The sequence below is a fragment of the Sorangium aterium genome (assembly GCF_028368935.1).
GTDB classification, from domain to species: Bacteria; Myxococcota_A; Polyangia; order Polyangiales; family Polyangiaceae; genus Sorangium; species Sorangium atrum.
The window spans coordinates 607,797-619,942 of record NZ_JAQNDK010000004.1; the positions used below are offsets into that span (position 1 = coordinate 607,797).

Consider the following 12,146-nt stretch of genomic DNA (forward strand, 5'->3'; position numbering starts at 1 on the left):
GACGCCTCTGGCTTCGATGATCGGCTGATCTGGCAGCTGTGCCAGTCGAGCTACCACGCTCCCGCGGTCGAGCTCGGCCTGGTTTGCCTTCTCGAGGGCGCCGCCCTCGACCCTCAGGGATCCTCGTGGAGCGCCGAGCAATGGAGTCGAGGGTGCGGTCCGACGACGGATCTCGCCGGACCGCACCGTCTATAGGTCGCGGGCCGCGCTCACGCCTTCCAGGCGTCCTTGTGGTCCTGAGCGTACTGCGCCAGGGTGCGCGGGGGCTGGCCGGTCAAGGTGGTCACGCCCGCGCTGACCTGCGCCGCGGCGCCCTGCCTCACGAACCCGAACAGCCCGGCGAGGAAGTTCGCGTATCCCTCGGAGATCCCCGCTTGCCGCGCTCCCTGGATGAAGGACGCGTCGTCCGTGTTCACGTACTGGATGGCTCGCCCCGACACCTTGGACAGGGCCGCGGCCGCCTCGGCGTAGGTCAGCGCCTCCGGGCCGGTGAGCGTGAACGCCTTCTTGTCGAACTTGTCCGATCGCAGCGCCGCGACCGCCGAGGCCGCGATGTCCCTCGCGTCGATGAAGGCCGTCCTGGAGTCCGCCGCCGGGATGGGGAGCACCCCGGCGTGGACGATCGGCCCGCGCCAGAACGTGTGGAAGTTGTCGAGGAACCAGGTCGGGCGCAGGATCACGTAAGGAGCCCCCGACCGCTCGAGGAAGAGCTCCACGCGGCGCAGGGGCTGGCTGTCGTCGTACTCCACGCCGGACGCGGTCAGCAGCACGATCTTGCGCTTACCGCCCGAGATCGCCGTCTCCAGGAACGGGACCAGCAGATCGTATTGAGACAGCTCGCCCGAGGGCGACAGCAAAAATACCCGGTTCACCCCCTCCAGGGCCCCGGCGAAGGTGCTGGAATCGCGGTAATCGAAGCGCACCACCTCGACGCCGCGCACCGGCGCCACCTTCGCGGGATCGCGGGACCCCGCGCGCACCTGCTCCCCCGCCTGGGTGAGCTGCTCGATCAGGAGCTTCCCGACCGTTCCGGTGCTCGTCAGGACCAGGATCTTGTTGCCGCCGCCGCTGCCATTGCTGGTGCCCATCTCTCTCTCCTCCTGCCGGCGTGTGTGGATGTTCGCCACGTCCGGATGCACGGCAGTATTGGGATGCTTGGAGAGATGATCCATACGAGTATGTCTTTATTTCATGTCCGATCGTCTCACCGCCCTGTACGATCGGTGAGCCATGTCGACCGACGTCCTCACGGAGTGGTGCCGCGTGCTGAGCACGAAAGGGGTGCTGCTGGCCCGGAGCCGCCTGCCGGCGCCGTGGGGGATGCGCCTCGAGGCCCGCGCGCAGGTGACGTTCCACATCGTCACGGAGGGGGCCTGCTGGCTGCGGCGCGAGGGCGCTGCGCCGCTGGCCTTGCACCAGGGGGATCTCTGCCTCCTGCCGCAGGGGCTGGCGCACGAGCTGGTGCACGCCCGCGATGGCCGGGCCGAGCCGCTCGAGCGCCTGCTCGAGCGGCGATCCATTCTGCCCACCGGGGGCCCGGTGACGACCATGGTGTGCGGCGCCTACTGCCTCGACGCGCAGCTCGCCGAGCCGATGCTGCGCGGGCTGCCGCCGGTCGTGCACTTCGCCGCGAAGGAGGTGCGGGCGAACCCGCCGCTCTCGGCGGTCATGTCGCTGGTGACCGCCGAGCTGGATCGGCCGGGCCCGGGGAGCGAGGTGCTGGTGCAGCACCTGTTCGACGCCCTGTTCCTGTACATCCTGCGGGCGTGGGCGGACGGCGTGGCCGCGTCGGCGCCCGGGTGGCTGCCGGCGCTGAAGGACGCGGCGCTCTCGCGGGCGCTGGCCAGCATGCACGCGGACCCGGCGGCCCCCTGGACGGTGGAGACGCTGGCCCGGGAGGCAGGGCTGTCGCGCGCGGCGTTCGCCCGCCGGTTCACGGCCGAGCTGGGCGAGCCGCCGCTCGGGTACCTGACCCGCTGGCGCATGGGGCTCGCCTCGCGGATCCTGCTCCAGAGCGAGGCCTCCCTGGCCGAGGTGGCGCGCCGGGTGGGGTACGAGTCGGAGTTCGCCTTCAGCAGGGCCTTCAAGCGCAGCCGCGGGGTGGCCCCGGCGTCGTTCCGGCGCAGCCGGGCGGAGGCGCCGGGGCTCGGCGGCGCGCCGTGAGCGCTCGAGCCGACCCGCCGTGCACGCCGGAGCTCTTCGCGATCTGATTGAGCTGCCAGCTGCGCGGCCCAGGCCAGCGCCGTGGAGATGGGGATCTGCGGCGTGTCCGTGGACCCGCCAGCGGCCGCTAGGCTGCCCAAAGTCGCTTGATTTCGGTCATTTAGCGCACACGACAAAAAGATTCGCCGGGCGTGTCGATCCGACCGACCCTCGTTCGTCTTCACGGTGAAGGCAGGGGGACACCCGGTCGAGGCCCGCTGGTCCCCCGCTTCGAACCTCCAGGAGAGACGACGATGCGATTCATGATCACCGCAGGACGAGCCGAGGACGATGCGAAGGCGCCCGGCGCGAACGATCCGAAAGCCGAGGCGGATGCGCCTATCGACGAGAAGCTATTTGCCGCCTACATGAAATACAATGATGATATGACGAAGGCCGGCGTGCTGATCGCTTCCGAAGGGCTCAACCCGAGCGGGGCCCGCGCGCGCATCGGGATCGTCGGCGGAAAGCGCGCCGTGCTCGATGGGCCCTTCACCGAGTCGAAGGAGCTGGTCGGCGGGTTCTACCTTATCGAGGTGAACTCCAAGGAGGAGGCGATCGAATGGGCCTTGCGGTGTCCGGTCGGGTTCGGCAGCGACGAGGTGCTCACGATTCACCAGATGACGGAGCTCTCGGATATCCCGCTACAGTTCAGGAAGATCATCGAGGAAGTCGCGCCTGCCTGGAGCGCGTCGCTCTCGAAGGGGAGAGTGACTCATGGCAGCTGAATACCTGCATCCGGCAAACGTGGCCGAAGGGCGCGCCGCCTTGTCGATCGCTCGCCGTTCCGCCCCATGCTCGCCGCGCGCGCCGCGCCTGAGACCGGGAGAGCCGACGCTCGTTCGTCCTGACAGCGGAGCGAGGTTTCACGCCCGGTCGCGACCGTGAGGCGGCCCGGCGTCACACCAGGGAAGGACCTGGACCGGCCCGAGCAACGGGGAGCGCTGCGCATCGAGCGCACCGCATCAGGCGTCTCCCTCGTCCAGGAGCGCGAATTCGGCGGGCGTGTGCTCGAGCGCCACGAGCTCCCCCTGGGCTCGACATTCGAACGCACCCGCGCGTCGCTCCTTCAGGCTTGCTGTGCGTCGTCGCGGCGCACATCCTTTGCTTCCCTGCTACCTGCCTCCCTGCTGCCTCCTTCCACCCGCCTTCGACCTCCATGAGCTCCCTGTCGCGGAGCTCGCGCGCCTGTTCCGCGCGCGATCGCTGTCGCTGCGGGGATGGCGCCTCCACTCGAGGATGCGCGCGCCGGCTGCAGGCCCACCAGCGCCAGCGCCTGCCCGCCTGCATACCACCAGAGTCGTGGCCTCGAACCTCATGGAGAGGATCCGGGCGCGCCGGCAAATCATCGCGACCGACAGGGACCAGATACGTGCGTGTTGAAAATTTCTATTGGAGATTCCGCCTACTCTCGTGGTAGGGTGATCCTGCTCGGGGGAGACGCCCCGCAGGTAGGTGGAAGAGGGGGAGTCGTGCTCATACGCAATGGCACGGCCATCCTATGTCCGCTGAATCGGATCGAGGGGGGGCCCGACGATGTCCATCGGCCGCCGGAGGCAGCCCAGGATGAGCCGGCGCCCCGGTGCGCAGGGCGCCCGTTTTCCATCTCTCTCCATGGAGGCGTCATGATTCCCGACGCGTCGAGCCCCGTGTCGCAATATATCTCCTTCATCATCGCGGGGGACGAGTACGCCGTGAACATCCTCCGGGCGCGGGAGATCGTCGAGCACAGCGTCATCTCGCGGGTCCCGATGATGCCAGCGTGCATCGTCGGCGCCATGAACCTTCGGGGCCGCGTCGTGCCGGTCATCGATCTCGCGGTCAAGCTCGGGCTGCCGCCGACGAGGGTGAGCCGGTGGACGTGCGTCCTCATCGTCGAGACCGAGCTCGATGGCGAGAGCACCCGCCTCGGCCTGCTCATCGACGGCGTGGGCGATGTGCTCACGCTCTCCGAGGACGAGATCGAGCACACGCCGGCCTTTGGCGCGCAGGTGCGCGTGGATCAGCTGCTCGGGATGGCGAAGGTGGGCCAGAAGCTCGTGCTGCTGCTCAACATCGACCGCATCCTCTCGCCGGCGGAGCTCCTGGCCTCGACGACGCCCGGCCCCTCGGCGGGGCTCGAAGGAAGCCGCACCACATCTAGCCCGGAGCACGCATCATGCTTGCGCATATCGGAGTAGGCCGGAAGCTCTACCTCGGATTCGCCGCCATGGTCGTCCTCGTCCTCGGACTGGCGGGCACGGCCTACAAGAGGTTCTCGGAGCTCGACGAGGCCCGCTCATGGGACCAGCACACGTACGAGGTGATGCTCACGACGAGCGAGATCATGAAGTCGCTGCTCGACACCGAGACAGGAGAGCGCGGCTTCGTCATCACCGGGGTGGAAGCGTTCCTGGAGCCGTACCGCGGCGGGCGCGACCGGTTCGAGCAAAGCCTGAGCCGTGCCCGGGAGCTCACCAGGGACAACCCGCGCCAGCAGGCGCGCCTCGAGAAGATCGACAAGCTCCACGACGAGTGGCTCTCCTCCGTGCTGGAGCCGATCATCCAGCAGCGCCGCAGCGCGGACGAGGCGAGGGCGCCGGCGGATCGCGCCGTCGAGGAGGTCAGGAAGGGGCGCGGAAAGATCCTCATGGACCAGATGCGCGCGGCGCTCAAGGAGATCGACGACGAGGAGACCTCCCTCCTCGGCCAGCGGCAGGCGGCGACGAACGCGCTCATCAAGACGATGTACGTGACGCTGCAGATAGGAGGTCTGCTCGCGATCGTCGTCGCCGCCGTGCTCGCCGTCGTCTTCAGCAGGATGATCCTCTTGCCGCTCACCCAGGCGGTGTCGATCCACCAGCGCATCGCCGGGGGCGACTTCACGGGCCACGTCACGGTGAAGAGCTCCGACGAGTTCGGCCAGATGCTCGGCGCCGTGAAGGCCATGTCGGAGCGCCTGGCGGGCCTCATCGGCGAAGTCCGGAGCGGCGCGGTCTCGGTCTCCTCGGTCTCGGTGCAGCTCTCGGCGACGGCGCAGAGCCTGTCGCAGGGCACCAGCGAGCAGGCGGCGTCCGTGGAAGAGACGATGACCAGCCTGCAGCAGCTGAGCGGCACGATCGCGAAGAACGCCGCCAACTGCAAGCAGGTCGAGGAGACGGCGCACCGGAGGACGAGGGACGCGGAGCAGAGCGGTCAGGCGGTCCGGGAGACGGTCGAGGCGATGAAGTCGATCACCCAGCGGATCGTGATCATCGAGGAGATCGCGTACCAGACGAACCTGCTCGCCTTGAACGCCGCGATCGAGGCGGCTCGCGCGGGCGAGCACGGCAGGGGCTTCGCCGTGGTCGCCACGGAGGTGCGGCGGCTGGCCGAGCGAAGCCGGGATGCGGCGAAGGAGATCGGCTCGTTCGCCGCGTCGAGCATCGTCGTCGCGGAGCGCTCGGGACAGCTCATCGCGGAGCTCGTCCCGTCGATCCGGGAGACCGCGGAGCTGGTGCAGGGCGTCGCCATGGCATCCAGGGAGCAGTCGAACGGCGTGACCCAGATCAGCGGTGCGGTGGAGCTGATAGAGCAGGCCACGCAGCGCAACGCGGCGATCTCCGAGGAGCTCGCCAGCACGGCGGCCGAGCTCTCGGCACAGGCAGAGCAGCTCCAGAACGTGATGGCGTCGTTCCGCCTCGCGCAGGAGAGCGACGGCGACCCGGGCCACAGGCCTGCGGCGCCGGGGCGACTACCGGACCGCCGCGGCGACAGGGCGCTGTGGAGGGCGCCGCAGAAGGGCCCCCCGAGCGGCGGCGCATCGAGCAACGGGCGCGCGCCGCGCGCCGCGGGCGATCAGGACTTCGTCCCATTCTAGATCCTGTCGGAGACGTGGGCGAGGCGCCGGCGTCATCAGCCCCCTTCACCGCTGACAGCCACCTCAGCGCGGAGCGCCTTGAGCTCCGACCTTACCCCGTCGTGCCGCCCCGACGCATCGTGGAAAGGTGGCGTGCCTTGGCTCGCCGTCGCCCCGACTCGGCACGAGGAACGCACAGCAGCGGGGGCCGCCTCGCCCGCGTCACGGCTTGAACGGCAGCAGGACCGCCTCGATGAGCTCAGGATCGCGGATCTCTACGTCCTGGAGGAGGCCGATGGCGAAGTGCTCCGCGGAGATCTCTTCGGCGGAGAGGATGTACTCGGTCGTCGTCCCGAGCTGCTCGAACAGACCTTCCGCGGACTCGAGGGAGTGAAGCGCGCCGCTCTCGGGCTCCACCAGCCACAGATCCAGATAGTCGAAGAACGATCCACCTTCGTAGTCCGAGCGCGCGATGGTGGCGAGGGCCACGTCCACCGGCGCGCCGTCGAAGGAAACGTGGATGACCTCCTCGAGGAGCGGATCATCAGGGTTCGTGATTTTCCTGTCCGCCAGGCCCGGCGGAAGCGTCAGGCCCTGGACGCGGAAAAAGCCGAGCGCCTCATGCGCCGGCCAGCGGACGACGTCGGGGTTCGCGCGGCTCCAGATATGAAACAGCTCGTGCGCCACGGTATGGATCTGAAGGGCGGGATCCAGGGCGAAGAACTGATCGCAGAGGAATACCGTTCCGCTCCGCGTGTAGGCAGCCGACGCTCCTTCTTCCTCGCCATCCGTGCGGACGAAGCGGACCTCCGGGGGATTCGCCGGGGGACGCAGGCCGCGCTCCGCCATCCGGTCGAGGACGGCGTTCACTTGTTCGCCGACGTTCTCCTCCTCGGCCTCGGAGAACGCGAGGACATGCTTCCGCACGACGCCCAGGTAGTCCTCGACCGCGACGGGCTGAGGAGCGCCCGTCCTGCTCTCCAGATCGAACGCGCTCATGGCCGAGACGAATTCGTCTCGGCGAGTGATCTCCTCACGTGCCTCGTCCTCGCTCAGGAACACCGGCGTCATCGTGGCCGGGATCTCGCCGAGATCGCCGCTGTCCTCCGGGTCGTTTGCCTCGTCGTTGCAGGCGGCCGCCGAGAAGAGGAGCGCCATCACCGCAGGCCAAAGCGGTGCAGCAGCATTGGCTCGGCGGCGAGATGTTCTCATTGCCGCGTCGCCGTGGATCGTATCCATGCGGACTCTTCTCCTGTTCACGTCCATGGTCTCCGCCTTCATCGGATCGCGCTTGTGCTCCATCAGGTTGGAGCGAGCTCCGAAGGAGTGCCCGGCGGCAGGAGGATCGTTCAAGGCGGCGATCTATTTCTTCCCGAGCCGCGGCGCCCCGTCTCCTCGTGCGCGCGCGCGACGCCCGGGCGTCAGCCGCTCCGCGCGCGCCGCAGCATCGCGACGCTCGCGAGCGTGGACGCGCTGAGCACGAGCCACATCGCGGCGTACCCCTCGGTGGAGGCGAAGAGCGGGCGCAGGAGATCGATGGCCGCGCCGGTGAGCGCGGGCCCAAGGAGCGTCCCGATGCCGCCGCTCACGTCGAAGAGGCCCGCCGCGGCGCCGTGGCTTCGAGCGGGCATCCGCTGCATGAGGATCGCGTAGGGCAGGGTGCTCGCTGCCCCGCCGCAGAAGGCGATGAGCGGGAGCTCCGCGCCGAGGAGGACCGTGGAGCTGGAGAAGGCGGGGAGGGCCAGCCCGAGCCCGAAGACGACGAGCGTGCGCGCGAGGACGCGCGCCGCGCCGTGCCGGTCCGCGAGGTGGCCGCTCACGAGCGCGCCGACGAGGGCCCCCACGGCGACGACGGTCATCGCGCCGGCGATGAACTTCATGCTCTTGCCGAGCCCCTCGGTCAGCCAGAGCACGACGAAGGCCTTCAAGCCGCCGAGCGTGAGCGAGAGGAGCGCGTTGGCGATCATGAGGGCGCGGATGGCGCGGTGGTCACGGAGCAGCGCCCAGACCTCCGCGGCGGGCGAGCGGGAGTCGCGCTGTGGGACCGCGGGCGGCCCTGGGGTCCCACGCAGCCCGAGCACCAGCAGCACGGTCCCGAGGAGCAAGGCGGCGGCCGCGACGAGGTACGGCAGCGGCCGCCAGAGCTCGAGGAGCACCCCCCCGCCGACGAGCGCGGATCCGAGGCCCACCTGGCTGAAGATGCCCTGGATCCCCTGCGCGCGGCCGCTCAGGTTCAGGGGGACGAGATCGGCGTAGAGCGCGCGATAGGGCGCGAGGTAGGTGAAATAGGCGGCGTAGAAGAAGGACACTTCCACGGCCATGACGGGGAGGGAGCGCGCGAACGGGATGAGCGCGAGGGCGATCGCCGCGACGGGCGCTGTCGCCATCAGGAACGGGACACGGCGGCCGAACCGGGTGTCGACGCGATCGGAGAAGCCGCCGATCCAGAGGGGGACGAGCAGGGCGACGAGCCCCTCGCCGCCGACGAGCGCGCCGATGCCGGCGCGCGATCGCGTGAACTCGCGCGCGAGCACGGGGAGGTACGTGGAGATGACCGTGAGGGACAACGACAGTCCCAGGCCGGGGGCGCCGAGGAGAAGGAGGAGGCGTCGCTCCGCGCTCGAGAGCCGCGCCCGCGCCGGCCGCATCACTCGCCGCTCCGGCGCCGCTGCTCTCGCCGCCACGCGGCCGTCCCGCTGGGCCCGCCCATGGGCCACGCGAGGTCGAGCACCACCAGCGAGACGAGCAGCAGGACCGGGATCGCCAGCGCGTGCGCGCGCCAGCGCGCGTACGCGAGCGCGCTCACGGCGGCGCCCGCAACGAAGCTCGGCCAGATCAGCCCCGTGGCCACGAGGTGTCGCGCCGTCGAGCGCAGGTCGACGGGAGCATCGCGAGGCCTGGCGAGCAGCTGGGCCAGCTCTTCGGCGAAGTTGGTGAGCATGCCAGTGATGTACGTGGTGCGCACCGTCACGCCGTCGATGCGGCGGAACGTGGCCGTCTGCACCCCCATCGCCAGGCTGACGAGCGACGCCTGCAGGTCGAACGCCCAGGCTGGCTCGAGCGGGACCGGCCCCGCGTACGCGGTCACGCTCACCCCGGCGAGGAAGCCCACGAGCAGGGCCGCGGTGAGCGCGAGGCCCGGCGCGACGGCGGCGCGCACGCCGCGATGGATGCAGGCCTCGGCGAGCGTGGCGCCGCCCACCACGCCCGCCATGAAGACCACGGCCGGGAGCCCGCGCGTCACGATCGCGCGCGCATCTCCGCGGGCGATGGCCTGGCCGAGCGCGGCGCTGTTGCCCGTCATGTGCGCCGTGTAGAGGTGATCGAGCGACAGCCAGCCGATCACGTCGACGGCCCCGGACACGAAGGCGAGCGCGGCAGCCACGCCGAACCTCGCGTCGATCACGTTCACCGGCCTGCCCACGCCGCCGCGCGATTTGCAACTTTTGCAACCGCTGCGCCACGAGGATCGCGCCGTGACACCGCGCGATCGTCGCGCCCGGGGCTCAGCGGCGACCACGCCCGCGCGCTCGCTCGGTGAGCGCGTCGGCGCTGGCGGCGTCGCGGCGGTACGTCCGGAGCGCGATCAGGCTGATGAGCCCGCTTCCGCACAGCGAGATGAGCATGACGGAGAAGGTCGCGCGCAGGGGTGACGGACCGCCGCCGAAGACGTCCTCGGCGACGTACCCGAAGACCACCGGCGCGGCGGCCTCCGCCGCTTTGCGTACCGTCATCCGGACGCCCTCCGCGCGACCCCACAGGTGCGAGGGCACGATGTCGAGCCGCGCTGCGTCGAGAGGAGGGTTGGCGGCCGCGAGCGCGAACGCGGCGAGGAAGTACAGGATCAGCGCTGTGGCGAGCGCGACGGAGAGCAGGCCGAGAAGGAACAGCGCCGCGCTCGCCAGGTACGCGCACGAGGCCACCCAGATGCGCGCCGTGTCGTGCCCGCGGGCAAGCAGCCCATCGACGCCCTTGCCGGCGGCGTAGACGCCGAGGACCGCGCCGGAGCCCACGATCGCGGCGACGCCGAGGGCCGCCTGGTGGCTGAGGTGGTAGCGGCCGGTCAGGAGCTCGATGGAGAAGATGCGCAGCCCGCCGAAGAAGTAGTAGCCGAGCGCGGAGCTGATGATCAGGACCAGGTTGGTCGGGATGCGGAGCACGTAGCCGAGCCCCCAGACAAACGACCGCTTGCGCGGGTCGACGTCGCGGACGAGGCGCTCGCGCGGCTCGACGCCGGCGGCGCGCGCCCTGGCGCCGACGCTCTGCGCCGGGCGGCGCCACGGCCCCTCGTCGCGTGACGCCGCCGCGCCCGGACGCGCTTCGATGCGTTCCTGGCCTGGCAGGAGCCAGCTCGCGCCGCCGCGCGCCGGCTCGGGGAGGCGATGGATGGCCCACGCCAGAAGGGGCGTCGGCAGCGCGAGGGCCCAGAAGCCGAGGCGCCACGAGATTTCGGCCAACAGTCCGGCGGCGATGACGCCGATCGCCGTGCCGATCAGCTCGCCCGAGAGGATGAAGCCGAACACCCGACCGCGCAGATCAGGTGGAGAGTAGTCGCCGACGAGGGACGCGACAGCGGGCTGCGCGGCCGCGATGACGGCGCCGAGCGCGACCTGCGCGGCGAGGAGGACGGCATAGGAGGTCGCGGCGCCGCAGGCGACCATCGCCACGCCCCACAGCACGATCGTCAGCGCCAGGAGCCGTGTCCGCGCCCTGCGATCGACCAGCCAGCCGAACACGATGGTGCCGGCGGCGGCGACGACGGACTCGACCGTGAACAACAGGCCGAGCTTGGTGCTGTCGATGCCGAGCGACCGCTGCAGCGGCGTGGCCATACCCCCGATCGCGCCGGCGTCGGCGCTGTCGAGCGACAGCACCAACGCCATCAGGACGATCACCCTGGCCTGCGCTCGCCCTCCGAGCTGTTGCAGCAGCGCATCGCCGATCCGGCGTGCGGAGCGCGTCCGCGGGAGGGGCTCGCTCGGAGGGGCGGTCACCGCCGGAGCACGGATGCCGTGCGGCTCGAGACGGTCTCGTCCCGCTCTGCGAACCCTTCGCGATCTTCGGGCCCCCTCGTTGTCATGATTTCCCCCTTCAGCGCCGGGAGCGCTGCCCATGCACCCACGATGCATACGCTGCGCCGCGCGCGGGGTCGGGCTCTCCCGAGGGGCGCGACAGGTCACCGGTCATGTTGAGCGTGGATGCTCCCTTGCGGCGCGCTGGGCAAACTGGGCCGGCGTGGCGTCGTGCAAGCTCGATTGGGTGAGCCAAAAATGGGTGGCTCTCTGGAAGGCACTTGAAGCGCCTATCCGCTCCCCGGGCAGCTCGATGCGCTGATGGTCTGACGCAGCGCGCGGCCGTCACCCGTGATCGTCGGCCGCCATGGAGCGCAGGACGCGCTCGGAGGCTTCGGCGTGCTCGAGCAGCAGCGCCGCAAAACCGCGCTGAAGCTCGATCTTGCGGCGCATCCATGCCTCGAACGCGCCGCGGTCGAAGCGCGCGAGGTCGTGGGGGGCGGCGGGCAGATCGCCCGCAGCCCGCATCGCCTCCGCGGCGCGGCCCGCCGCGTCGCCGATCCCGCGGTAGCCGGCCGCCACCCGGCGCATCGCGTCGTGTTCGAGGCGGGCCTCGGGCGTGGCGCTGCCCACCCAGGCCGCGTGGGCTTCCAGGTTGTCTGCCACGTGTCGGAACAGCTCCGCCAGCCGCTCGGGGACCACCGCGTTGTTCGCCAGATCGCGTCCACAGGGCTCGTCGTCCATCGGTACCTCCTGTCCATTCGCCCCAACGCGCGAGGCGTCGGGTCGTGACCGCGGGCCGCAGTCCAGGTGCGGGCGGTCGAGCGTGCGTCGCGCGTCATCCATGGCGGCGGCAGTGACGGCTGCACGGCCTGCCGCCACCGCGGGCTCCAGGTGGTGACGATGGGGGGCGAGACGCTGCTCGCCACCGTGTCGTGGGCCCTGCTGGACGCGTCAGGCGGCGTGCTGTCGACCTGGCGCGAGAGCTACAACCTGCCGCGCACGCCGCAGGGGCTGCGCATCTTCGCGTCGACGGACCACCGAGCCAGCGGCGGCGCTCGGCTCGTCGTGGCGAGCCCCCAGCTCGGGAGGCTGCGGCTCCCTGCCCTGGGACC

General features: G+C 70.6%; 10 protein-coding genes. 4 read left to right on the plus strand and 6 right to left on the minus strand.

Going from position 1 to position 12,146, the window contains the following annotated elements; translation table 11 throughout:
• Positions 1 to 209 precede the first annotated feature (209 nt).
• Positions 210 to 1,088, minus strand: coding sequence for an NmrA family NAD(P)-binding protein (locus tag POL72_RS33725; RefSeq protein WP_272100894.1), 879 nt, complete (start codon positions 1,086 to 1,088; stop codon positions 210 to 212).
• A gap of 142 nt (positions 1,089 to 1,230) precedes the next feature.
• Between POL72_RS33725 and POL72_RS33730 the strand changes: the two genes are divergently transcribed.
• From POL72_RS33730 to POL72_RS33745, 4 genes are all read left to right on the plus strand, one after another.
• Positions 1,231 to 2,163, plus strand: a complete 933-nt coding sequence (locus POL72_RS33730; RefSeq protein WP_272100895.1) for an AraC family transcriptional regulator — start codon at positions 1,231 to 1,233, stop codon at positions 2,161 to 2,163.
• A 191-nt stretch (positions 2,164 to 2,354) separates the two neighbouring features.
• Positions 2,355 to 2,930, plus strand: coding sequence for a YciI family protein (locus POL72_RS33735; protein WP_272100896.1), 576 nt, complete (start codon positions 2,355 to 2,357; stop codon positions 2,928 to 2,930).
• 897 nt (positions 2,931 to 3,827) lie between these two features.
• Positions 3,828 to 4,382 (plus strand): chemotaxis protein CheW, encoded by a 555-nt coding sequence (locus POL72_RS33740; protein WP_272100897.1) that lies wholly within the window; start codon positions 3,828 to 3,830, stop codon positions 4,380 to 4,382.
• Positions 4,361 to 6,040, plus strand: coding sequence for a methyl-accepting chemotaxis protein (locus tag POL72_RS33745; RefSeq protein ID WP_272100898.1), 1,680 nt, complete (start codon positions 4,361 to 4,363; stop codon positions 6,038 to 6,040). Before POL72_RS33740 ends, POL72_RS33745 begins: the two co-directional genes overlap by 22 nt.
• A gap of 201 nt (positions 6,041 to 6,241) precedes the next feature.
• Here the strand turns inward: POL72_RS33745 and POL72_RS33750 are convergent, their stop codons facing one another.
• From POL72_RS33750 to POL72_RS33770, 5 genes are all read right to left on the minus strand, one after another.
• The gene (locus POL72_RS33750; protein ID WP_272100899.1) at positions 6,242 to 7,177 is read right to left on the minus strand and encodes a M35 family metalloendopeptidase; all 936 of its coding nucleotides are present in this window, start codon (positions 7,175 to 7,177) and stop codon (positions 6,242 to 6,244) included.
• Positions 7,178 to 7,440: 263 nt separating this feature from the next.
• The gene (locus POL72_RS33755; protein WP_272101792.1) at positions 7,441 to 8,667 is read right to left on the minus strand and encodes an MFS transporter; all 1,227 of its coding nucleotides are present in this window, start codon (positions 8,665 to 8,667) and stop codon (positions 7,441 to 7,443) included.
• Positions 8,667 to 9,443 carry a YoaK family protein gene (locus POL72_RS33760; protein ID WP_272100900.1) on the minus strand — a complete coding sequence of 259 codons (777 nt, stop codon included), beginning with the start codon at positions 9,441 to 9,443 and terminating at the stop codon, positions 8,667 to 8,669. Before POL72_RS33760 ends, POL72_RS33755 begins: the two co-directional genes overlap by 1 nt.
• A gap of 82 nt (positions 9,444 to 9,525) precedes the next feature.
• Positions 9,526 to 10,902, minus strand: a complete 1,377-nt coding sequence (locus POL72_RS33765; protein WP_272100901.1) for an MFS transporter — start codon at positions 10,900 to 10,902, stop codon at positions 9,526 to 9,528.
• Between the two features lie 474 nt (positions 10,903 to 11,376).
• Positions 11,377 to 11,775: a hypothetical protein gene (locus tag POL72_RS33770; RefSeq protein WP_272100902.1), complete on the minus strand. Its 399-nt coding sequence runs from the start codon at positions 11,773 to 11,775 to the stop codon at positions 11,377 to 11,379.
• Between the last annotated feature and the right edge of the window lie 371 nt (positions 11,776 to 12,146).

Coding starts and splice junctions, on each gene's coding strand:
- POL72_RS33765 (WP_272100901.1), bottom strand. CDS start 10,902: ATGGCGTTGGTGCTGTCGCTCGACAGCGCCGACGCCGGCGCGATCGGG.
- POL72_RS33770 (WP_272100902.1), bottom strand. CDS start 11,775: ATGGACGACGAGCCCTGTGGACGCGATCTGGCGAACAACGCGGTGGTC.
- POL72_RS33730 (WP_272100895.1), top strand. CDS start 1,231: ATGTCGACCGACGTCCTCACGGAGTGGTGCCGCGTGCTGAGCACGAAA.
- POL72_RS33750 (WP_272100899.1), bottom strand. CDS start 7,177: ATGGCGCTCCTCTTCTCGGCGGCCGCCTGCAACGACGAGGCAAACGAC.
- POL72_RS33725 (WP_272100894.1), bottom strand. CDS start 1,088: ATGGGCACCAGCAATGGCAGCGGCGGCGGCAACAAGATCCTGGTCCTG.
- POL72_RS33745 (WP_272100898.1), top strand. CDS start 4,361: ATGCTTGCGCATATCGGAGTAGGCCGGAAGCTCTACCTCGGATTCGCC.
- POL72_RS33755 (WP_272101792.1), bottom strand. CDS start 8,667: ATGCGGCCGGCGCGGGCGCGGCTCTCGAGCGCGGAGCGACGCCTCCTC.
- POL72_RS33740 (WP_272100897.1), top strand. CDS start 3,828: ATGATTCCCGACGCGTCGAGCCCCGTGTCGCAATATATCTCCTTCATC.